Here is a 21,236-nt window from a genome sequence, read left to right as displayed (position 1 = left end):
AGCCCATCGCGGAGGCCGCCTGACGCCCAATCATCAGTCGTTTCTTCCTAGCGAAGCGAAGCAATCCAGACTGGCTCTGCGGCGGGATTCTGGATTGCTTCGCTGCGCTCGCAATGACGAAGAATGCCGCAACAGCAGCGTATCACAATGCATCATGCGAGCGCGGGGACAGACCCCCACCCGAGCGAGATCGTTCTCCTTGCGTCGCTGCCCTCTCCCACAAGGGCGAGGGCACAGTAACGCGCAGCTTGCTTGCGGATTGGATCGATCCAGCGGCACGCATGCCCTGACACCCCGCGCTCTAATGCGTCCCCGACCATATCTGGAAACAGCCGATCGCGACTTCGATCACGATCAGCACCACCACGGCCACTTCGAGCCGCAGCGAGCGCTGGGTATCGATGATGTCGGTGAGCGCGTTGGCGGTCTCCGATACGGCGGTGAGCTTGCGCTCGAGGGTGTCGAGACGCTCCTTCAATTCGTACTCGTCCTCGAGACGGGAATAGAGCCGGTCGAGCTCGGGCTTCTCCCAGAGCACGTCGGGTTTCTCGGCAATCGCAACACGGCCGGCGACGCGCTGCTGCACCAGCAGCGCGTTACCGATCAGCTGCAAAATGCCCTTGCGCCGGCGCGGAGTGCGGCCGCGCTCGGCGAGCTCCCGCGCAAAGGGCTCGATGACGTCAAATACGGCGGCGACGCGCCGCTCGTCGCGCGCCAGCGAGGTGCTCTTGGCGAGCGCGTCCGCAACCAGCAGCAGCCGGTCGTCGGAGAATTTGGCCAGGCAGATCGGCCCGCCCGGCTGGATCGCCTCGGCGTTCTCGTCGTTGCAGAGCTGCGCCTGCGCAGTCTCCTCCTCGTAGGGGCTGAACGCGCCGATCACCCGCGGCTTCAGGCTGTCGATGAGGATCTTTTCCTCCGAAGGGAGCAACCCGATCAGCACCACGACACCGTAACGGAAGATCACGGCAAGGCCCGTGTGGACGCGGAAGGCCGCGGGCGCCGAGGACACCAGCGTACCGATCTCAAGCCCCGAGGCATTGATGCGGTCGCCCAGCATCAATGCGCGGATCCGCAACGCCGGCGCGGCGTCCTGCTTCACCGATGCTGGCGCCATGCCAACGGAGTGTTGATCGGCGTTCACGCGAACATCCTGTTTGATAGGGCCGCTTTCCATCATTGCAGGTTTTTCCTGTCCAGGCCGCCGATCGAGACGTCAATGCTCGCGATCGTATAACCGGCCGATGCTCGACAATCGCGACAGCGATATCCGGTTTCCTACGTCATCGCCCTCACCTGCCGAAACATTCGGCAATCTTGTCACCCGTACGCGACACATTTGGCTGATCACTGGCGGTGGTTTACCATTGAAACGCCGAAAGCGCCGTCGAACGTTGCGCTCGGAACCGCAGCGTGTTTATGACAACATCATTACAGACTACGCTTCTCCCGAATTTGAGAGACTGAAGCCTCGATCATGCTGAGCGTCATCATTCCGACCGAAGGCGTCGAGCAGACCGCGGTCGCAACTCTGGCCGCGCTGGTACCCGGTGCCGCTGCGGGGGTCATCCGGGAGGTCCTCCTGGTCGACGGCACCCGCAACGGCGTCATCGAGCGCGTTGCCGATGTCGCTGGCTGCCGTTTCATCGGCTACGAAGGGTCCTCGCCGGGCGCCGCGCTTGCCGCCGGCGCGCTTCAGGCCCGTTCGCCGTGGCTGATGTTCCTCCCCGCCGGCGCCGTGCTTGAAACCGGCTGGATCGAGGAAACCACCCAGTTCATCCAGGCCGTCTCGACGAGCGGCCGGGATCGCGCGGCGGTGTTCCGCTATGCACGCTCGCCTTACAGCGATACCGGATTCCGCCACATGCTTCGCGCGGTGGCGCGCAAGCTGATCGGCCCGCTGGGCGATCAGGGACTTTTGATCGGGCGTGATCACTATGACCGGATCGGCGGCTACCCGCCCCAGGCGCGCCGTTCCGAGGCGCGGCTTTTGCGGCGGCTCGGCCGCTCCTCCCGGACCATGCTGCGCAGCCGGATCGTCATGGTGGGGTGAGCCAAACCAAGATACTTGCCAAAGTCAAACACTTGATTGACAATGGCAAGTATTGAGGTACCCCATGCCAGCAAGCCCTTCAACATCAAGTTCTGCGACCGATCAGGTCTGCGATAACCAGGTTCAGGCGGTTCGCGCCTTCAACCGCTTCTACACCCGCAAGCTCGGCGTGCTCGACCAGCAGCTCCTGAAGACCCCGTTCTCGCTCAGCGAGGCGCGCGTGCTCTACGAACTCGCGCATGGTGGTAAAGAAACTGGCGGCGAGCAGTCGGCCAAGGAGATCGGCGTCGCCCTTGGGCTCGATGCCGGCTATCTCAGCCGCATTGTGCAGAACTTCGACGAGAGCGGGCTGATCGTACGCAAACCGCTCGCAACCGACCGCCGGCAATACCAGCTGAGCCTGACCGCGAAGGGCCGCCAGGCCTTCGCAAGGCTCGAGAGCGTGACGCAGGAGGACGTCGCCGCGATGCTGCGAGCCCTGCCGGCCGAGGACCGCAGGCGGCTGACCGGCGCGATGGAGACGATCGAGCGGCTGCTCGGTCTGCCGCGCACGCCGCCCCCGCGCGCGATCTTGCGCGATCCCCGTCCCGGCGACATGGGCTGGGTGGTGCAGAGCCACGGCGCGCTTTACGCCAGCGAATATGGCTTCAATTCCGGCTTCGAGGCGCTGGTGGCCGAGATCGTCGCCAAATACATGACCTCCTACGACGCCTCGCGCGAGCGCTGCTGGATCGCCGACATCGAGGGCCGCCCGGTCGGCTCGGTGTTTCTGGTCAAGGCGAGCGACGATGTCGCCAAGCTGCGCCTGCTGCTGCTCGATCCGGCGGCGCGCGGCCAGGGCCTCGGCCAGCGGCTGGTGGCCGAATGCGTCACCTTCGCGCGCGCCTGCGGCTATCGGCGAATGACGCTGTGGACGCAGAGCATACTCGTTGCCGCACGGCACATCTATGAAGGCGCCGGCTTCAAGCTCGTCGCCACCGAACCGCACCGCAGTTTTGGCCAGAACCTGATCGGCGAGACCTGGGAGCGGGATCTCTGATGATTCCGCAACGGGTGAGATGCGCATTATTGTGCCCTCGCCCCTTGTGGGAGAGGGCAGCTCCGCAGCGAGACGCGAACTCACTCGGGTGAGGGGTCTATCTCCGCGAACTCAATCTTGCACTTGCGAAGAGAGACCCCTCATCCGGCGCCGTAGCCGAAGCTTGGCTTCGGCGTTCTTAAGAACGGCGGCCGAAGGCCGCCTATGCCACCTTCTCCCACAAGGGGAGAAGGGAAGAAATAGCGCCCGCAACTACACCGTCGCGCCTTTTGCCTTCGCCCTTCGCAGATGCTCATCCAGCCGCGGCATGATCTCGACGAAGTTGCAGGGGCGCGTGCGGTAGTCGAGTTGGGCGGCGAGGATGCCGTCCCAGCCGTCGCGGCAGGCGCCCGGAGAACCGGGGAGACAGAAGATGTAGGTCGCGCCCGCGACGCCCGCGGTGGCGCGGCTCTGGATCGTCGAGGTCCCGATCTTGGCGTGGCTCAACATGTGGAACGCGATCGAGAAGCCGTCCATGCGCTTCTCGAATAACGGCTCGATCGCCTCGGGCGTAACGTCGCGCCCGGTAAAACCGGTGCCGCCGGTGGTGATGACGACATCGACACCGGCGTCGGCGATCCAGCGGCGGATGACGGCGCGGATCGCCTCGATGTCGTCGGTAACGATCGCGCGCGCGGCGAGGAGATGGCCCGCGCCCGTGAGGCGGTCAACGAGCGTCTGGCCCGACTTGTCGTCAGCGAGTGCGCGCGTGTCGGAGACTGTGAGCACCGCGATGTTGAGGGGGACGAACTGTTTTGACTCGTCGATCGATGCCATCGCTTGATACCTCCTTGCCCATCCACCGGCGTCATCCTGAGGTGCGCGCCCTTGCGCGCCTCGAAGGATGGGCCGGAGGGTCCGGGGATGACGTACGGCCAGTCTACAACGCCCCGGCGCCGAACGTGTTGCAGCCCTGCACCGTGCCCTGTTTATAGCCGGTCATGAACCATTGCTTGCGTTGCGCGGCCGAGCCGTGGGTGAAGGAGTCAGGCACCACCCTGCCGGTGGCCTGGCGCTGCAGCGTGTCGTCGCCGATCGCGGTCGCCGTAGTCAGCGCTGCATCGATGTCGCCAGCCTCGAGGAAGCCCGGACGCTTCTTCTCCTCGCGGTTGACCCAGACGCCCGACAGGCAGTCGGCCTGGAGCTCCACCTTGACCTGCAGCGCATTGGCCTCGGCCTTGCTGCCGGCCTGCTGTTGCAGCCGCGTCACCCGCGGAATGATGCCGAGCAGGTTCTGGATGTGATGGCCGGCCTCATGTGCGATGATGTAAGCGGCGGTGAACTTGCAGGCATTGCCGGAGCAGCCGCGGAAGCGCGTCTCGACCTCGCGGAAGAAGCCTGTGTCGAGAAAGATGGTGCGGTCCGGCGGACAATAGAACGGGCCCATCGCCGACTGCGCCATGCCGCAGCGGCCGCCATTGGTGGCGTTGCGGAACAGCACGATCTTTGGCCCGGTGTAGTTCTGGCCGCTGGCCTGGAAGATCTCGCTCCAGCGATCGTCGATCTCGCCCAACACGCCGGAGATCATGCTGCCCATCTCGTCGGTCGGCGCGCCGCGCTTGCCCGAGGACGCCTGCCGATCGGTCTGGTAGGTCGGCGCCTGGCCGCCGCCGGTGAGGATCTCGGCACCGCCGATCAGGATGCGCGGATCGATGCCGAAGGCGTAGCCGATCAGGCCGAGCACGATGACAGTGCCGATGCCGAGCCCGCCGCCGCCCATGGGCAGGCCGAACCCGCCTCCTCCACCACCGCCGCCGCCATCGTCGCGACGATCCTCGATGTCGTCGCTGCGGCGGAAATCATCGTAGCGCATGGCGGTTTCCCTCAGTCCTTGCCGGCATCATCTGGGCGCACAAGCGCGAAAGCCCAACGGCCACACATGTAAAATTTCCGTTGCATTGATCAATATCGTGCTCGGCAAAAATTGCCTAGTGCGACAGCGCGCCGATGCCAGCAATATTTTCCGAGGGTCGTGCAATTTTTTCCGAGAGAAATTGCAGTCTTTCTAGGGGTTGAGCTGCTCCCGCAACGCGAAGAAGTGCGAAATACACTGTAAAACACGGAGAATGCGCGCAACAAACCGGGCGCAACGCGCGATGCGGTGCCTGCTCACAAAAGCAGCGGGTTAAGTCGATTTTTACTTTGCCGCTTCAATGTAACGGTCAGTCGGTTGTTTGGTCCCGCGTCGCCGACAGCGTCGCCTGAGTCAGAGTTCTTGAGTCATGGTAGAGTCGCGTCGCGGGGCGTCTGCAAGGGCGCCCCGCACAAATTTTGAATCCGCATCGCATCGCATCGTCCTCGGCGATTGCGTCGCCGAGATGTCGAAGCTTCAGGCCGGTTCGGTCGACCTCGTGTTCGCCGATCCGCCCTACAACCTCCAGCTCAAGGGCGATCTCAAGCGTCCCGACGAATCCCACGTCGATGCCGTCAATGACGACTGGGACAAATTCGATTCGTTTTCGGCTTATGACGATTTCACCCGCGCCTGGCTGCTCGCCGCCCGCCGCGCGATGAAGCCGTCGGCGACGATCTGGGTGATCGGTTCCTATCACAACATCTTCCGCGTCGGCGCGATCATGCAGGATCTCGGCTTCTGGCTCCTGAACGACATCGTCTGGCGCAAGACCAACCCGATGCCGAATTTCCGCGGCCGCCGCTTCACCAACGCGCACGAGACCATGATCTGGGCCGCGCGCGACGAGAAGGCCAAGGGCTACACGTTCAACTACGAAGCGCTGAAGGCGGCCAACGAGGACGTGCAGGCGCGCTCGGACTGGCTGATTCCGCTCTGCACCGGCGAGGAGCGCCTCAAGGGTGCCGACGGCAAGAAAGTTCATCCGACGCAGAAGCCGGAAGGCCTGCTCGCGCGCGTGCTGCTGTCGTCGTCAAGACCCGGCGATCTCGTGATCGATCCCTTCAACGGCACCGGCACCACCGGCGCGGTCGCCAAGCGTCTCGGCCGCTCCTATATCGGCTTCGAGCGCGACAAGGCCTACGGCAAGGCGGCCGAGATGCGCATCGCCGCGGTCGAGCCGCTGCCGGAGGACAGCCTCGCCCCGTTCATGACCGCGCGCGAAGCGCCGCGGGTCGCGTTCTCCGAATTGATCGAGCGCGGCATGATCATGCCCGGCACGAAACTGTTCGACGCCAAGAAGAAGTTAGGGGCGTTGGTCCGCGCCGACGGCGCCATCATGCTCGGGGACAAGGTGGGCTCGATCCACCGCATGGGTGCAGTGGCGCAGGGTTCGGCCGCCTGCAACGGCTGGACCTTCTGGCACGTCGAGACCAAGAAGGGCCTCAAGCTGATCGACGAGCTGCGCGCCGAGATCCGCGCCGGCATGGCGGCGGAGTAGCGTCTCTATCTCCCGTCATTCCGGGGCTCGCCAAGCGAGAACTACGATGCGCAATTGCGCATTTGAGAATCCATTGGACCGCATGTTCAGACGTTCGATGGATTCCGGGCTCGCTCGCTTTGCTCGCGCCAGGGAATGACGACTTGTTGAACACCGCCGCCGCTGGAACTGCGATAGAATCATTGCTTCCGCCCCGACCGGCCGGCTCCCATGCGACGACAGTCCGAGACATTGCTGCTGGTGCCGCTGCTGCCGATCTTCCTGATCGGCATGTTTCCGATGTTCCTGATCGGCCTGCTCGGTTTTTTCGGCCTCGCCCTCTTCGGCGTGCTCGTAATCTGCGTTGGACTGGCCAGCAGCAACGAAGCCCACGACAATTTCAATCACGACGTCATCGTTCACGGCTATGCGCGGGGATCGGAACGAGCAACGCAAGCGTCCAATATGCACACGGCGACGCGGCTGGCCTTGCGGCTCGAGGCCGTCGGCGCTGCCATGGTCATCGCGGCGGCAATCGGCCTCGTCTATCCCGGCTGATCTGCGCGGCGCGCAGATGCCACCCGGCAAACTCGTCGGTTGCGCTCCCGGACAAGCTTTTGGCAAGAGGGGCCGCCTGCGCGGCGATGATGCTGCGTTCGCGCCCGGCAACAGGAGACAAACGATGCTCAAATTCTACTTCAACGGATCGCCGAACCCGACCAAGGTCGCGCTTTATCTCGAAGAGACCGGCCTGCCGTTCGAGCCGGTGAAGATCGACACCCGCACGGGCGAGCAGTTCGCGCCGGAATTCCTCAAGATCAATCCGAACGGCAAGGTGCCGGCGATCGACGACAACGGCACCATCGTTTTCGACTCGAACGCCATCCTGCTCTATCTCGCCGAGAAGACCGGCAAATTCCTGCCCTCAAACCGCGCGGAATTACTGTCCTGGCTGATGTTCGTGGCGACCGGCGTCGGGCCGTATTCGGGTCAGGCCGTGCACTTCAAGCATTTCGCGCCCAAGGACCAGAACCACGACTACGCCCATAACCGCTACCAATACGAGACCGATCGCCACTACAAGATTCTCGACGGTCACCTCAAAGGCCGCCGCTATATGGTCGGCGATGATTATTCGATCGTCGACATGGCGCTGTGGGGTTGGGCGCGGATGGTGCCGTTCAAGCTCGGCGACGATGCCTTCGCGCGATATCCGAACGTGAAGCGCCTGGTCGACGAGATCTCGGCACGGCCTGCGGCGGCACGCGCGATCGCCTTGAAGGACAAGTTCACCTTCAAGGCCGAGATGGACGACGAGGCCCGCGGCAACATGTTCAAGCACATGACGACCAAAGTGGCCTGATCCCGCGACGGCACGATTTCAAGTCCACGCGCATGCGCGTGGACTTTTGCTTTTGAGACGTCTGCGCCGGTCAGGCGGCGTGGATTGAGCTCAGGAACTTGCCGACCTCTTGCTTTAGCCGGTTGCTGTCGGCCGACAGCGAGCGCGCCGCCGACAGCACCTGTGAGGAAGCCGAGCCGGTTTCGGATGCGCCGCGCTGCACGTCGCCGATATTGGTCGAGACCCGCTGGGTGCCGTGGGCGGCCTGCTGGACGTTGCGGGAGATCTCCTGCGTGGCGGCGCCCTGCTGTTCCACGGCGGCCGCAACGGTCGAGGCGATTTCCGAGAGACGCTCGATGGTGCCGCTGATCTCCCGGATCGAGCCGACCGACTCCTCCGTTGCCGCCTGGATGCCGGAGACCTGCTGGGCGATTTCGCCCGTGGCTTTTGCGGTCTGCTCGGCCAGCGCCTTGACCTCGGAGGCGACCACGGCAAATCCACGGCCGGCCTCGCCCGCGCGCGCCGCCTCGATGGTGGCGTTCAGCGCCAAAAGGTTGGTCTGGCCGGCGATCGTGCTGATCAGCTCGATCACGTCGCCAATCCGCGCGGCCGCCTTGGAGAGCTCGCCGACCCGCTGGTTGGTCCGGCTCGCCTGGCCGACAGCCTCGCCGGCGATTCGCGCCGATTCCTGCACCTGGCGGGCGATCTCGCCGACCGAGGAGGAGAGCTCTTCGGTCGCGGACGCCACCGCCTGGACGTTGGCGCTCGCTTCCTGGGAAGCCAATGCGACGTCCGTCGACAGATCCTGGGCCCGCGCCGCGGTCGCGGTCAGCGTGCCGGCGGAGGCTTCGAGTTCGCCTGAAGCCGAGGACACGGTGTTGACGATCTCGCCCACCGCCTGCTCGAACTGATCGGCGAGCCTGGCCATGTCGGCCTTGCGGCTCTCCGCCTGCCGCGCCTCGACCTCGATCTGCTCGTGGCGCAGACGCTCGGTCTCGACCATGCTGTCCTTGAACACCTGGATCGCCTTCGCCATGTCGCCGATCTCGTCGGCCTTGCCGCGTCCGGGAATCTCGACTTCGAGATTGCCGCCGGCAAGCAGCCCCATCGCGCGCGTCATCGCGGCGAGCGGCCCGACGATGCTGCGGGCGATCAGGAAGGCAACAATGCTGCCGAACAGGATGGCGAGGCCGCCGGCGATTTCCTGAACGGACGTCGTGCCTGCGATCGCGGCTTCAGCGGTGCTACGCGAATCCCGGTAGTCCTTCTTCAAGGTGGTTTCCGCGGCCTTGAGCCTGCCGATGCTGTCGACAATGAGAGGCGCGAGGTTCTTGTGGTAGATCTCGTCGGCCTGAAGCATCGCGGCGGATGTCGTCTCGAACGCGGATTTGTAGATTCCGAGCGAGGTCTTCACCGGCGCGAGCGTGGCTCGCAATTCCGCCGCCTGTGGGCTCTTTTCGAGCGCGGCGAGCCGCTGTGATGCCCTGTCCACATTTGTTCTGAAGTTGGCGGGCCCCTTGACGTCGCGCATGGCCAGGAAACGCCAGTTCGCGATTTGAACAAGAAGGAGCCGGGATTCGAGGTCCGCGACGAGGGCCGCGGTGTCTTCATCGACGGCTGCGCGCGCTACATCGACCAGCTTGCCCATCTTGACGGTCAATTCGTCGCCGCTCGGCAGCAGCGTCGCCTTGCCCGTTCTCGCCTCATTGACGGCGTCGCCCAAATTGTCACGCAGGGCGTGCATCTTCGCGATGTCGGCGATGAGACCGTCGTAGAGCTTCCGCCGCTCCTCGGAAGCCGTGCCTTTCGCCCCGACCTGCAACAGCTCGGTCGCCGCGGTCTCGCGTTCGGCAGCCTCCTTCATCGCAGGCTCGCTGCCGTCGTAAATGTATCGCAGATTGGCCCGCTGGATCGCCTGCAGATGGGTCGATATCTCCAAGACCCGCGCGGTACTGTCAGAAAGGGCGGATTGTCTTGCGACCTGATCCTGGACCGCACGGAGATTCCAGACCGCGGTCACGGCCATGGCCAGCCCGACCGCTACGAGAGCCGTAAACCCGGCATAAAGACGACCTCTGATCCGCAAACGAAAGTTCGGCATTCCCACTGTCCACCCAGAAGCAAGAAAATCAGGGCTGCCGAATGCCTTCCGGTATTCGCCATCGGTCACCCTTGCAGTCATCAGGATCGCCCCTGGGATCACTCATGCTGCGAAGCACACAATGGTCGACACTTCTTAATCGTATCCTTCTCTTGTTCGCACGAACTTCTGGAAAGCTGACGAAATCTGCTGATTTTGTAAGCAGATGCGCAGGAATCTCGCGTCATCGCGATGGCAGGCCGCAGGTGCCGGCCACCGCGTTGCTCGTCAGCGCGTCAGTTCGCGGCGCTAAGGGCCGTTTGCGGAAACGGCCCCAGCGCCCGCTCCGTGAGGACTGAATCGCAATACTCCCGGATCTCCTTGATCTTGCCGTCCGCCAGGCGGAACACGAGGCAGTAGTCGTTGTCATAACGCACGCCCTCGGGCGTGACGTTGTCGCCCTTGGCCTCGACGACGACGATGTCGCCGTCGGCGATGAAGCGGTGCGCGACCGTTCGGGTCCGGTCGCGAAGCCGCGTGCGCACATAGCCGTGCAGGTCGTTGAGGATCGACTCCTTGCCCGAGAATGTGCGCGACCAGGAATACTGGCCGGTCACGATCCATTTGGCGTCATCGGCGAGGCTCGTGGTGAATAGCCCCCGGTCGCGTGCGGCCGGATCGGGGTTGGCGGCGGCGGCGAAAATATCCTGCATCAGTTTCTTGTTGGCGCTCGCGCTCATGGCGGCATCTCCGTGTGGTGACATCGCGCAGATCATCGCCACCGAACCAAAATTCTTCAAATCGATAGGTCATATGCTATCTATTCACCCCATGAATTTGAATTCGCTCGACCTCAATCTCCTGACCGCGCTCGACGCGCTACTGCGCGAGGTCAATGTCAGCCGCGCCGCCTTGCGGATCGGCCTGTCGCAACCGGCCGCGAGCCACGCGCTGCAGCGCCTGCGCGACATCTTCGGCGACCCGCTGCTGGTGCGCGCCGGCGCGCGGATGGAGCTGACGCCGCGGGCGTTAGCACTGCGCGCGCCGCTGGCGCAGGCGCTCGATCAGGTGCGCGGGCTGTTCGTATCAGATGAATTCGACGCTGCGCGCAGCGAGCGGCAATTCCGCCTGATGATGCCGGACCTCGCGGTCGAGCTATTGATGCCGCCGCTGATGGAGAAGGTGACGCAGGCCGCGCCCAACGTCCGCATCGACGTCGTGCCGTGGCGGGGACCGGCGATCTTCCACGCCGAGTTCGCCCGCACCATCGACCTCGTCATCTCGATCGGCAACGCATTCAAGGGCTTTCACCGCCAGCTGCTCTACACCGACAGCGACGCGCTGGCGGTGCGGCGCGGCCATCCCGCCGGTGCCAAGCTGAAGCGGCGCGAGACTTTCCTGGCCGCGCGCCATGTCGGCGTGATCATCCGCGGCCAGCCGGAGGACCTGATCGACACCTGGCTGCGCAGCAAGGGCATCGAGCGGCACATTGCTCTCGTCGTCCCCGGCTATCTCGAAGCGCTGCATGTCGCCGCCCGCACCGACCTCGTCGCCTTCGTCCCGCGCCGGCTGATCGCAGCGCTGGCAAAACAGCTCGGGCTTGCCGTCGTGACGCCGCCGCTCGATCCCGGCATCGACGAGCAGTTCATGTTCTACCCGACCCGCGCGCAGATGGACCCCGGCTCGACCTGGCTGAGGCGGCTGATGCTGGAGACGGGACGGGAATTGGAGAAGCGGAAGGCCGGATAGGATGCAGCTTCAGCAAACACGGTGTCGTCCCGGACAAGCGCGCCCCAAGCGCGCGCCGATCCGGGACCCATAGCCACAGGAAGAAGTGGTTACGGGGACTCGGAGTTACCACCTTCGCGCCACAACCGCTCCCTGGGGTTATGGGTCCCGGGTCTGCGCTTACGCTTGCCCGGGACGACAGGGGAATATGGCGCCGCGATGCCTCACGCCGTCTGCGCGTCCATCACCTTGCGCACGGCGGGGCGATCCGACATGCGCTTGAAGTGATCCGCGACCTTCGGCGTCGCGTTGATGTCGACGCTGTCGCCTTCGAGCCAGGTCGACAGGGTGTAAAGGTAGGGATCGCAGATCGTGTACTGCTCGCCCATCACCCATGGCCCCCTGAACATCTTCTGCTCGATGAGCGCGAAGCAGGCGCCCATGGTCTTCGGGACCATCGCCTTCATGTCGGCGAACGAGCTCTCTTCACTCGCCCAGCGCGCGCCTCGCACCTTGTGGGCGTGGTTGATGTGCACGGTCGAGCAGAGGTATGAGTTGAACGACTGCACCTGCGCGAATTCGAAGGGGTCGTCGAGCGGCGCGAGCTTCGCCTTGGGGAAGGTTTGCGCGATATAGGCAAGCATCGCCGGCGTCTCGGTCAAGACGCCGCGATCGGTCACCAGCGCCGGCACGCGGCCCTTCGGGTTGATCGCGAGATAGTCCGGGCTGTTTTGCTGGTTCGTCTTGAAGCTCAGCCGCTCGGCCGAGTACTCGGCGCCGGCCTCCTCCAGGGTGATGTAGGTGGCGAGCGCGCAGGTGCCGGTGGCGTAGTAGAGCTTGAACATGTCGGACCTCATGGAAAAGCTGGAAATTAACGGCTGTCGACCCGAAGGTCCATAGCACGATCTCCTCTTCGCAGTTGCCCACCGCGGCCCCCCTGTGCCAAGACGCCTGCAATTGGAGGGGTTCTGACATGACCGTACTCATCGCCGGTGGCGGCATCGGCGGGCTGACGCTTGCGCTCAGCCTGCACGGAATCGGCGTTCCCGTAAAAGTGTTCGAGAGCGTCGCCGAGCTGAAACCCCTCGGCGTCGGCATCAACGTGCTGCCGCATGCGGTGCGAGAGCTGATTGAGCTCGGGTTGATGGACAAGCTCGACGCCAGCGGCGTGCGCACCCGCGAGCTCGCCTATTTCTCCAAGCACGGCAAGCCGATCTGGAGCGAGCCGCGCGGGCTGGAGGCCGGCTACAAATGGCCGCAATTCTCGATCCATCGCGGTACGCTTCAGCAACTCCTGCTCGACACCGCGATCGAGCGGCTCGGCCGCGACAACATTCTCACCAGCCATCATTTGACCGGCTGGAATGAGACCGCCGACGGCGTGCGCGCCGACTTCATCGACAAGGCGACCGGCAAGGCCGCAGGAACTTACGGCGGCACACTGCTGATCGCCGCCGACGGCATCCATTCCGCCGCGCGAGAAAAGCTCTATCCGCAGGAGGGATCGCCGATCTGGAACGGCCGCATCCTCTGGCGCGGCGTCACGCCGTCAAAAGCCTTCCTGTCCGGCCGCACCATGATCATGGCCGGCCACGAGATCCTGAAATTCGTCTGTTACCCGATCTCGAAACAGCCGGATGCCGCGGGCAATCACCTCATCAACTGGGTTGCCGAGCGCCACATGCCGCCGACCTACCAGTGGCGGCGCGAGGATTATAACCGCACCGCGCGGCTCGAGGAGTTTCTGCCCTGGTTCGAGAGCTGGCAGTTCGACTGGCTCGACGTGCCCGGCCTGATCAAGAACTGTCCGCACGCCTACGAATATCCGCTGGTCGACCGCGATCCGGTGTCGCAGTGGACCTTCGGCCGCGTCACGCTGATGGGCGACGCCGCGCATCCGATGTATCCGGTCGGCTCCAACGGCGCCTCGCAGGCGATCCTTGATGCCCGCGTCATCACCCGCGAGATCCTCGCGCATGGACCGACCAATGCGGCGCTCGTGGCCTATGAGGCCGAACGGAGGCCCGCGACCACCAGTCTCGTCCTGCTCAACCGCAAGAACGGCCCCGAGCAGGTCATGCAACTGGTCGAGGAGCGCGCGCCCGGCGGCTACGATGTCGTCACCGACGTATTGTCGCAGCAGGAGCTGGAAGACATCGCCGCGAACTACAAGCGTGTCGCGGGGTTTCAGGTCGAGGCGCTGAATGCGAGGCCTGCGATTGTGTCGACGACGGATGTGGAGCGCGCGAGAACTTAAACTCTCGCACGAGGCGAGATGCCCGTTGATGTGCCCTCGCCCCTTGTGGGAGAGGGCAGCGACGCCGCCAGATGCAGACTCACTCAGGTGAGGGGTTCTCTCCGCGAATACATCTCTGGCAATTGAGTTCGCTGAACCAACCCCTCATCCGGCGCTTCGCGCCACCTTCTCCCACAAGGGGAGAAGGAGAACTGAGTGCGCGGCTCGATATCTGACACCGAGCGAGATACACATCGATGTGCCCTCGCCCCTTGTGGGAGAGGGCAGCGACGCTGGTGGACGCAGACTTACTCGGGTGAGGGGTCTGTCTCCGCGATCTCTGACAGTTTGAATTCGCGGAGAGACACCCCTCATCCGGCGCCATAGCGGAAGCTTCGCTTCGGCGTTCTTAAGAACGGCCGCCGGAGGCGGCCATGCCACCTTCTCCCACAAGGGGAGAAGGGAAATGGAGTGCGTTGGGAGATCGGAAACCTACCGCACCACCCTCGTCGCCTCCAGCAAACGCTCGCTCGCGGTTGCCGTCGCCAGCACGGTGCCGTCCTCGCTCATGAGCTTGGCCGCGACGAATGCAATCGTCTTGCCGAGTTGCGTCACCGTCGCCTCGGCGATGATCGGGCCGGGTTTTGCGGGACTGAGGAAGTTCACTGTCATGCTGATGGTGGTGGTGTAGAGGCGGCCCTCGCTCATCACCAGCACGGCCGGCCCCATCGTGTCGTCGAGCATGGCCGACAGCATGCCGCCCTGGATGAAGCCCGCCGGGTTGCAGAATTCGGGCTTGCCTTCGAAGCCGAGCTTGATCCAGCCGTCTCCAGGGCGCGCATCGAGCAATTGCCATCCGAGCAGCTCGGCGCAGGGCGGCCTTCGGAAGTTGTCGAGAGCGGTCTTGACCATGCGAAATCTCCGTTTCGCCCCGCTGTTAGCGCAGCCCTGCTGCCAGCATGGTGTCAGGAGGATGCGGCCGGCGAGAGGCCCAGCGCGTGCGCGATCACCTTGCGCATGACGTTGGGCAGCGCTTCGTCGGCAAGGGTCGCGATCGGCACCCAGCGCATGCCCTCTGGTGCCCGCGTGCGGGCTTGCGCCTTGGCCGTGTAAACCACTAGCTCCAGCGGGAAATGCGTGAACACGTGGGTGACGACGCCCAGCTTGCGCTGCCAGCGCGAGAGCCCCTTCAGCTCCGGCGCCTGCTGCCTCGCCCGGGCGTCGTCCTGGCCGGCGAGCCAGTCCGAGCCCGGCACCTCGGTCATGCCGCCGAGCAGGCCCTTTTCGGCGCGGGAGCGGACCAGGAGCTCGTCACCGCGCGTGGCGACGAAGGCAGCACCACGCCGCAACGTTCCGTTCTTCTTCGGCGCCTTGCGCGGAAAACTTTGCTGGATGCCCCGCGCGCGCGCCGTGCAGTCCTCATGCAGCGGACACAATGAGCAGGCCGGCTTCTTCGGCGTGCAGATGGAGGCGCCCAGATCCATCAGCGCCTGCGCGCTATCGCCTGAGCGGGACTCGGCAAGCAGCGTTGCCGCCAATTGCTGGATCAGCGGTTTTGCCTGCGGCAACTCCTCCTCGACCGCAAACAGCCGCGACACCACCCGCTCGATATTGCCGTCGACCGGCATGGTGCGGCGATCGAAGGCGATCGCGGCAATCGCCGCCGCGGTGTAGGGCCCGATCCCGGGCAGCGCGCGCAGCCCTTCCTCGGTGTTTGGAAATACGCCGCCATGGTCGCGCGTCACCGCGACTGCGCAGGTATGGAGGTTGCGCGCGCGCGAGTAATAGCCGAGCCCGGCCCACATCCGCAGCACGTCATCCAGCGAGGCGCGGCCGAGTGCCGTGACATCCGGCCAGCGTGCGATGAACTTCTCGAAATAGGGCCCGACCGCCTTCACCGTGGTCTGCTGCAGCATGATCTCGGATAGCCAGACGCGGTAGGGGTCCGATGCCTCGCCGGGCACCGCGCGCCAGGGCAGGCGGCGGCGGTGGCGGTCGTACCATTGGAGAAGCAGTGTCGGTCGCAACGACGTTTCCGGCAGAACAGGTTCCGACGTGGCCTTGAGGGCGGATTTGGGGCTCATGCACTTTACTGTAACGACAACGCACCGAACTCTCCACGTCCTGCCCGCGCTTGTCGCGGGCATCCACGTCTTTCTTCGCCGAAGAACGTGGATCGGTCGGGACATAGGCGCGCGGAAGCGACGCCGTCCTTCGGACGGCTATGCCCGGCCATGACGGTAGAGCCTGTGGTCCGCGCCCTTGAGTGCTATAAGGGCCCATGTCCAAGCTTCGCCCCATCAAGCCCGGCCCCATCAGCGCAAAGCCGCTCTCGCTGCTGCTCAACGACGTCTTTGCCGAGGCCTATGCCAAGCAGGGCTTTGCCGCCCGCGAATTGGTGACGCGCTGGGCGCAGATTGCCGGGCCGGAGATCGCGGCTCATGCCGAACCGCTCAAGATGCAATGGCCGCGGCCTGTCGAGGGCCAGCCGCAGGAACCGGCGACGCTGGTGCTGCGGGTCGAGGGGCCGATGGCGCTGGAGATCCAGCACTCAGCCCACGTGATCCTGGAGCGGGTCAACCGCTTCTTCGGCTGGAGTGCGGTCGGCAAGCTCGCCTTCCGCCAAGCTCCCCTGTCCCGCGCCCGGCGGCCGGCGCGGCCCGCCCCGCCGGACCCCAAGACCGTCGCCAAAGTGGCGGAGAGCCTGGGCGAAATCGAAGATGAACAACTGAAGACGGCGCTGGCGCGCCTCGGCGCCGCAATCAAGCGAAATTGAGCCTCATTCCGGCGCCAATCTGGACCCGTCCTTGCGGCCCGCCATTGCCTCAAACGACGTTTCAAGCTAGCGACAGGCCGCCCGAGCGGGAACTTTGATAAAGGATCCGTAGGGCAAGACCACACCAATCCGGGAGCCGACCTTGATCATCACCCGCCGCGCCTTCACCACGATGCTGTCGCTGACCGGGCTTGCTGCGCTCGCCGGGCTCTCGCCGCTGCGGTTCGTCTCCGAGGCCATGATCCCTGAAGCCATGGCGCAGGCGGCTGGCGATGTGGCAAAACCCGTGTCGCTGCCCGACATGGCGCTCGGCCCGAAGGACGCCGCCGTCACCATCACCGAATACGCCTCGATGACCTGCCCGCACTGTGCCGCCTTCAGCGAGCAGGTGTTCCCCAAGATCAAGTCGGAATACATCGACACCGGCAAGGTCCGTTACGTCTTCCGCGAGTTCCCGCTGGACATCAAGGCCGCCGCCGGCTCGATGCTGTCGCGCTGCATAGCCAATGGCGACGCGCCGAAATACTTTGCGGTCACCGACATGCTGTTCCGCCAGCAGAACGACTGGGTAATGAAGAACACCACGGAGACCTTGACGCGGATCGGCAAGCAGGCCGGGCTCACCCAGCAGCAGGTCGAGGCCTGCCTGAAGGACCAGGCGCTACTCGACAAGATCGCCGCCGACCAGAAATATGCCAGCGACGTTCTGAAGGTCGATTCGACTCCGACCTTCTTCATCAACGGCGAGAAGATCAAGGGCGAGACCTCGTTCGAGGAATTCGCGAAGAAGATCAACTCGCTGCTGAAGAGCTGATTCTCACGCCTCGCTCCTGATTCGCGGGCTCCAAAGCCGTATCTTTCCCGGCATAAATCCCTTGGGAAAAGCGGCTTTCGCCGGTTGCCCTCACGGCGCACCACGGCCATTGTCCAGCCGCATGAGCCGCCTCGCGCGACTCACCCAGAGAGCGACATTGCCTTCCATGGTATTGTCCGGGCAGGGGGATTCGCGCCTGCCAACAGAGATGCGTGCTTATGAAGATCACCCGCCTGCGCCTTCACGGCTTCAAGTCTTTCGTTGAGCCGACCGACTTCGTCATCGAGCCCGGCCTCACCGGCGTGGTCGGCCCCAACGGCTGCGGCAAGTCGAATCTGGTCGAGGCGCTGCGCTGGGCGATGGGCGAGACCTCGTACAAATCATTGCGCGCCGCCGACATGGACGCGGTGATCTTCGCCGGCTCCGGCAACCGTCCCGCGCGCAACCACGCCGAAGTGACGATGACGATCGACAATGCTGATCGCACCGCGCCGGCGGCGATGAACGACAGCCAGCTTCTGGAAATCTCCCGCCGCATCGAGCGCGAGGCGGGCTCGGTCTACCGCATCAACGGCCGCGACGTGCGCGCCCGTGACGTGCAGATCCTGTTCGCGGACGCCGCCACCGGCGCGCGCTCGCCCGCCCTCGTCCACCAGGGCAAGATCGGCGAGATCATCCAGGCCAAGCCCGAGCAACGCCGCCGCGTGCTGGAAGACGCCGCCGGCGTCGCCGGCCTGCATGCCCGCCGCCACGAAGCCGAGCTGCGGCTGAAGGCGGCCGAAACCAACCTTACCCGCGTCGAGGACGTGATCGGCCAGCTCGCCAGCCAGGTCGAAGGCCTCAAGAAGCAGGCCCGCCAGGCCGTGCGCTATCGCGAGGTCGCGTCCAAGGTCCGCAAGGCTGAAGCGACCCTATTCCATCTGCGCTGGGTCGGGGCCCATGCCGAGGTCAACGATTCCGGCCAGACCCATGATCTCGCCGTGCGCGAGATGGCCGAGCGCACCCAGCACCAGGCCGAGGCCGCGCGCATCCAGGCGATCCGCGCCGCCGAAATGCCGGCACTGCGCGATGCAGAAGCGCGCGCAGCCGCAGGCCTGCAACGTCTGACCAACGCCCGCGAACTGCTCGACCGCGAGGAAGAGCGCGCCAAGGAGCGCGTCGCCGAGCTCGAGCGCCGGCTGGCGCAGTTCGAAGGCGACATCTCCCGCGCCCAGCAGCAGACCATGGATGCCGACGTCGCACTCGAGCGGCTCGACACCGAGGATGCCGAGCTGAAGGAAGAGATCAAGTCGCGCGTCGAGAAGCGCTCAGGCGTCGACGAGCGCGTGGCCGAGGCCGAGGCGACGCTGACCGAAGTCGAGCAACGATTCTCCGAGCTCACAACGGAGCTCGCCGACCTCACCGCCAAGCGCAATCAGCTCGAGGCCAATGTCCGCACCCACCGCGACAAGCTAGCCCGGCTGGACCAGGAGCTCGCGAATGTCGCCGCGGAAGAGCAGAAGCTCGCCGACGAGACCGGCGGCTTCGGCGATCTCGACGAGCTGACCGCCACGGTCGAGAACGCGGAGCAGACGCTCGCCGCTTCGGAAGCCGCCGCGCAGGCGAGCGAGGCCGCCCACGTCGCCGCGCGCCAGACGCTGGAATCCTCGCGCTCGCCGCTGAACGAGGCCGACAAGCGCGTGCAGCGGCTCGAGACCGAAGCGCGCACCATCTCCAAGATCGTCAACGGCGAGACCAAGAACCTCTGGCCGCCGATCATCGACGGCATCACCGTCGACAAGGGCTTTGAAAAGGCAATCGGCGCCGCGCTCGGCGACGATCTCGACGCGCCGGTCGATCCGTCGGCGCCGATGCGCTGGACCAATGCCGGCGTCACCGAGGGCGATCCGGAGCTGCCCGAGGGCGTGGTCCCGCTCGCCAATCACGTGCAGGCGCCGGCTGAGCTGGCGCGCCGCCTGGCGCAGATCGGCGTGGTGCCGCGCGAGCGCGGTGCCGAGCTAGTGTCGCAGCTCAAGACCGGCCAGCGGCTGGTCTCGCCCGAGGGTGACGTCTGGCGCTGGGACGGCTTCGTCGCCGCGGCTCACGCGCCGACCGGTGCGGCACGGCGCCTTGCCGAGCGCGCGCGCCTTGTCGACATCGAGAACGAGCTGGAGCAGGCCCGCATCGACGCGCAAATCAAACGCCAGGCGCTGGAGAATGCCGAAGCCGAATTGCAGATGGCGGCCAGCACGGAAGCTGCCAGCCGCGAAGCCTGGCGCGCCGCGCAGCGCGAGCTCAACGCCGCACGCGAGCGCCATGCCACGGCCGAGCGCGAGATCAACCGCCGCGCCGCCCGCAAATCCGCGCTGATCGAAGCGCATACCCGCCTCGCCGCCGACCGCGCCGAGGCCGAGGCCGCGCACGAATACGCCGCCGCTGCGATCTCCGAGCTGCCGTCGAGCGAGGACACCGAGACCCGTCTCGCCGCGGTCCGCAGCGACATCGAAGGCCATCGCCGCATGGCCGCCCAGGTCCGCGCCGAGGCCCAGGCGCTGGCGCGCGAGGCTGAGCTTGCCGACCGCCGCGTGCAGGCGATCGTCGCCGAGCGTACCGAGTGGCAGAACCGCAAGGGCAGCGCGGCCTCCCATATCGACACCATCCAGGCCCGCATCACCGAGGTCTCGATCGAGCGCAGCGATCTCGAGAACGCGCCGGCCGTGTTCGCCGAGAAGCGCAGCGCGCTGATCACCGAGATCGAATACGCCGAGAACGACCGCCGCGTTGCCGCCGATGCGCTCGCCGCCGCGGAAACGGCGATGGCGGAAACCGATCGCGCGGCCAAGCTGACCCTCGAAGCGCTGTCGAGCGCACGCGAGGCGACCGCACGCGCCGAAGAACGCATGGAAGGCGCCCGGCGTCGGCTCGAGGACATCGAGCGCGAGATCCGCGACATGCTCGAAGTCGAGCCGCAGGCCGTCGCCGGCCTTGCCGAGATCGAGCCCGGCGCGGAATTGCCACCGCTCGGCGAGACCGAGGAAGACCTGGAGAAGCTGCGCCGCGACCGCGAGCGTCTGGGCGCGGTGAACCTGCGCGCCGAGGAAGAGCTGCGCGAGGTCGAGACCCAGCACACCGGCCTCACCACCGAGCGCGACGACCTCGTCGAAGCCATCAAGCGGCTGCGCCAGGGCATCCAGAGCCTCAACAAGGAGGCCCGCGAGCGGCTGCTGACCTCGTTCGAGGTCGTCAACAACCACTTCAAGCGCCTGTTCGTCGAGCTGTTCGGCGGCGGCGAGGCGGCGCTGCACCTGATCGAGAGCGACGACCCACTGGAAGCTGGCCTCGAGATCATCGCAAAGCCGCCGGGCAAGAAGCCGCAGACGCTGTCGCTACTCTCGGGCGGCGAGCAGGCGCTGACCGCAATGGCGCTGATCTTCGCGGTGTTCCTCACCAACCCCTCGCCGATCTGCGTGCTGGACGAAGTCGACGCGCCGCTCGACGACCACAACGTTGAGCGCTACTGCAATTTGCTGCACGAGATGACCAGCTCGACCGACACCCGCTTCGTCATCATCACGCATAACCCGATCACGATGGCGCGGATGAACCGGCTGTTCGGCGTCACCATGGCCGAGCGCGGCGTCTCGCAGCTGGTGTCGGTGAACCTGCAAGAGGCCGTGGACATTCTCGACCAGAACGTGGCGTGACGCGGTCGACCCGCAACCATTGACGTCATCATTCGCCTTGTGCGCAATGCGCGCTGGGCGGATGATCCAGCACGCTGCGGCCTCTCGGTCGACCGGCGCTGTCTCGGAATACTGGAT

At 65.3% G+C, this 21,236-nt stretch carries 18 protein-coding genes; 10 read left to right on the top strand and 8 right to left on the bottom strand.

Annotated features, from left to right (window positions below):
* Positions 1–301: 301 nt before the first annotated feature.
* Entirely contained in the window at positions 302–1,141 is an 840-nt protein-coding gene (locus FXV83_RS27655; protein WP_430648952.1) for an RMD1 family protein, read from the bottom strand.
* 333 nt (positions 1,142–1,474) lie between these two features.
* Here FXV83_RS27655 and FXV83_RS27650 point away from each other — a divergent pair, with 333 nt between their 5' ends.
* Positions 1,475–2,050: a glycosyltransferase family protein gene (locus tag FXV83_RS27650; protein WP_148742744.1), complete on the top strand. Its 576-nt coding sequence runs from the start codon at positions 1,475–1,477 to the stop codon at positions 2,048–2,050.
* Between the two features lie 64 nt (positions 2,051–2,114).
* On the top strand, positions 2,115–3,089 hold the full coding sequence (locus FXV83_RS27645) for a bifunctional helix-turn-helix transcriptional regulator/GNAT family N-acetyltransferase (protein ID WP_148742743.1): 975 nt from the start codon (positions 2,115–2,117) through the stop codon (positions 3,087–3,089).
* Between the two features lie 252 nt (positions 3,090–3,341).
* Here the strand turns inward: FXV83_RS27645 and moaB are convergent, their stop codons facing one another.
* A complete protein-coding gene (gene moaB, locus FXV83_RS27640; protein WP_148742742.1) occupies positions 3,342–3,905 on the bottom strand; it encodes a molybdenum cofactor biosynthesis protein B in 564 nt (187 codons plus the stop codon).
* A 103-nt stretch (positions 3,906–4,008) separates the two neighbouring features.
* On the bottom strand, positions 4,009–4,941 hold the full coding sequence (ypfJ, locus tag FXV83_RS27635) for a KPN_02809 family neutral zinc metallopeptidase (RefSeq protein WP_148742741.1): 933 nt from the start codon (positions 4,939–4,941) through the stop codon (positions 4,009–4,011).
* Between the two features lie 409 nt (positions 4,942–5,350).
* Between ypfJ and FXV83_RS27630 the strand changes: the two genes are divergently transcribed.
* The 3 genes from FXV83_RS27630 to FXV83_RS27620 all read left to right on the top strand — a co-directional run bounded on the left by FXV83_RS27630 (position 5,351) and on the right by FXV83_RS27620 (position 7,823).
* The gene (locus FXV83_RS27630; RefSeq protein ID WP_148742740.1) at positions 5,351–6,481 is read left to right on the top strand and encodes a site-specific DNA-methyltransferase; all 1,131 of its coding nucleotides are present in this window, start codon (positions 5,351–5,353) and stop codon (positions 6,479–6,481) included.
* Positions 6,482–6,691: 210 nt separating this feature from the next.
* Positions 6,692–7,018 (top strand): hypothetical protein, encoded by a 327-nt coding sequence (locus tag FXV83_RS27625; protein WP_148742739.1) that lies wholly within the window; start codon positions 6,692–6,694, stop codon positions 7,016–7,018.
* 124 nt (positions 7,019–7,142) lie between these two features.
* Positions 7,143–7,823 carry a glutathione S-transferase family protein gene (locus FXV83_RS27620; protein ID WP_148742738.1) on the top strand — a complete coding sequence of 227 codons (681 nt, stop codon included), beginning with the start codon at positions 7,143–7,145 and terminating at the stop codon, positions 7,821–7,823.
* A gap of 70 nt (positions 7,824–7,893) precedes the next feature.
* On the opposite strand, the gene FXV83_RS27615 is transcribed toward FXV83_RS27620, so the two are convergent.
* The gene (locus FXV83_RS27615) at positions 7,894–9,903 is read right to left on the bottom strand and encodes a methyl-accepting chemotaxis protein (protein WP_187436201.1); all 2,010 of its coding nucleotides are present in this window, start codon (positions 9,901–9,903) and stop codon (positions 7,894–7,896) included.
* Positions 9,904–10,178: 275 nt separating this feature from the next.
* The gene (locus FXV83_RS27610; RefSeq protein ID WP_148742737.1) at positions 10,179–10,622 is read right to left on the bottom strand and encodes a nuclear transport factor 2 family protein; all 444 of its coding nucleotides are present in this window, start codon (positions 10,620–10,622) and stop codon (positions 10,179–10,181) included.
* A 91-nt stretch (positions 10,623–10,713) separates the two neighbouring features.
* Between FXV83_RS27610 and FXV83_RS27605 the strand changes: the two genes are divergently transcribed.
* Entirely contained in the window at positions 10,714–11,631 is a 918-nt protein-coding gene (locus FXV83_RS27605) for a LysR family transcriptional regulator (RefSeq protein WP_148742747.1), read from the top strand.
* A gap of 203 nt (positions 11,632–11,834) precedes the next feature.
* Here the strand turns inward: FXV83_RS27605 and FXV83_RS27600 are convergent, their stop codons facing one another.
* The gene (locus FXV83_RS27600; protein ID WP_148742736.1) at positions 11,835–12,455 is read right to left on the bottom strand and encodes a glutathione S-transferase family protein; all 621 of its coding nucleotides are present in this window, start codon (positions 12,453–12,455) and stop codon (positions 11,835–11,837) included.
* Positions 12,456–12,583: 128 nt separating this feature from the next.
* Here FXV83_RS27600 and FXV83_RS27595 point away from each other — a divergent pair, with 128 nt between their 5' ends.
* A complete protein-coding gene (locus tag FXV83_RS27595) occupies positions 12,584–13,867 on the top strand; it encodes a flavin-dependent oxidoreductase (RefSeq protein ID WP_148742735.1) in 1,284 nt (427 codons plus the stop codon).
* A 471-nt stretch (positions 13,868–14,338) separates the two neighbouring features.
* Here the strand turns inward: FXV83_RS27595 and FXV83_RS27590 are convergent, their stop codons facing one another.
* Positions 14,339–14,758 carry a PaaI family thioesterase gene (locus FXV83_RS27590; RefSeq protein ID WP_148742734.1) on the bottom strand — a complete coding sequence of 140 codons (420 nt, stop codon included), beginning with the start codon at positions 14,756–14,758 and terminating at the stop codon, positions 14,339–14,341.
* 53 nt (positions 14,759–14,811) lie between these two features.
* Positions 14,812–15,930, bottom strand: a complete 1,119-nt coding sequence (mutY, locus tag FXV83_RS27585; RefSeq protein WP_148742733.1) for an A/G-specific adenine glycosylase — start codon at positions 15,928–15,930, stop codon at positions 14,812–14,814.
* Between the two features lie 197 nt (positions 15,931–16,127).
* Here mutY and FXV83_RS27580 point away from each other — a divergent pair, with 197 nt between their 5' ends.
* From FXV83_RS27580 to smc, 3 genes are all read left to right on the top strand, one after another.
* Entirely contained in the window at positions 16,128–16,622 is a 495-nt protein-coding gene (locus FXV83_RS27580; RefSeq protein ID WP_148742732.1) for a DUF721 domain-containing protein, read from the top strand.
* 142 nt (positions 16,623–16,764) lie between these two features.
* On the top strand, positions 16,765–17,436 hold the full coding sequence (locus FXV83_RS27575) for a DsbA family protein (protein ID WP_148742731.1): 672 nt from the start codon (positions 16,765–16,767) through the stop codon (positions 17,434–17,436).
* Positions 17,437–17,654: 218 nt separating this feature from the next.
* Positions 17,655–21,119 (top strand): chromosome segregation protein SMC, encoded by a 3,465-nt coding sequence (gene smc / locus FXV83_RS27570; protein ID WP_148742730.1) that lies wholly within the window; start codon positions 17,655–17,657, stop codon positions 21,117–21,119.
* Positions 21,120–21,236: the final 117 nt, after the last annotated feature.

It is taken from the genome of Bradyrhizobium hipponense, assembly GCF_008123965.1.
GTDB classification, from domain to species: Bacteria; Pseudomonadota; Alphaproteobacteria; order Rhizobiales; family Xanthobacteraceae; genus Bradyrhizobium; species Bradyrhizobium hipponense.
Note: the sequence above shows the minus strand (reverse complement) of the source record. Positions and strands in the feature narration are given on the sequence as shown.

What these genes read in the sequence shown, in the direction of transcription:
- FXV83_RS27580 (WP_148742732.1), top strand. Translation starts at nt 16,128, where the DNA reads ATGTCCAAGCTTCGCCCCATCAAGCCCGGCCCCATCAGCGCAAAGCCG.
- mutY (WP_148742733.1), bottom strand. Translation starts at nt 15,930, where the DNA reads ATGAGCCCCAAATCCGCCCTCAAGGCCACGTCGGAACCTGTTCTGCCG.
- FXV83_RS27620 (WP_148742738.1), top strand. Translation starts at nt 7,143, where the DNA reads ATGCTCAAATTCTACTTCAACGGATCGCCGAACCCGACCAAGGTCGCG.
- FXV83_RS27600 (WP_148742736.1), bottom strand. Translation starts at nt 12,455, where the DNA reads ATGTTCAAGCTCTACTACGCCACCGGCACCTGCGCGCTCGCCACCTAC.
- FXV83_RS27630 (WP_148742740.1), top strand. Translation starts at nt 5,351, where the DNA reads ATGGTAGAGTCGCGTCGCGGGGCGTCTGCAAGGGCGCCCCGCACAAAT.
- FXV83_RS27645 (WP_148742743.1), top strand. Translation starts at nt 2,115, where the DNA reads ATGCCAGCAAGCCCTTCAACATCAAGTTCTGCGACCGATCAGGTCTGC.
- FXV83_RS27610 (WP_148742737.1), bottom strand. Translation starts at nt 10,622, where the DNA reads ATGAGCGCGAGCGCCAACAAGAAACTGATGCAGGATATTTTCGCCGCC.
- FXV83_RS27615 (WP_187436201.1), bottom strand. Translation starts at nt 9,903, where the DNA reads ATGCCGAACTTTCGTTTGCGGATCAGAGGTCGTCTTTATGCCGGGTTT.
- FXV83_RS27605 (WP_148742747.1), top strand. Translation starts at nt 10,714, where the DNA reads ATGAATTTGAATTCGCTCGACCTCAATCTCCTGACCGCGCTCGACGCG.
- moaB (WP_148742742.1), bottom strand. Translation starts at nt 3,905, where the DNA reads ATGGCATCGATCGACGAGTCAAAACAGTTCGTCCCCCTCAACATCGCG.
- FXV83_RS27595 (WP_148742735.1), top strand. Translation starts at nt 12,584, where the DNA reads ATGACCGTACTCATCGCCGGTGGCGGCATCGGCGGGCTGACGCTTGCG.
- FXV83_RS27625 (WP_148742739.1), top strand. Translation starts at nt 6,692, where the DNA reads ATGCGACGACAGTCCGAGACATTGCTGCTGGTGCCGCTGCTGCCGATC.
- smc (WP_148742730.1), top strand. Translation starts at nt 17,655, where the DNA reads ATGAAGATCACCCGCCTGCGCCTTCACGGCTTCAAGTCTTTCGTTGAG.
- ypfJ (WP_148742741.1), bottom strand. Translation starts at nt 4,941, where the DNA reads ATGCGCTACGATGATTTCCGCCGCAGCGACGACATCGAGGATCGTCGC.
- FXV83_RS27590 (WP_148742734.1), bottom strand. Translation starts at nt 14,758, where the DNA reads ATGGTCAAGACCGCTCTCGACAACTTCCGAAGGCCGCCCTGCGCCGAG.
- FXV83_RS27650 (WP_148742744.1), top strand. Translation starts at nt 1,475, where the DNA reads ATGCTGAGCGTCATCATTCCGACCGAAGGCGTCGAGCAGACCGCGGTC.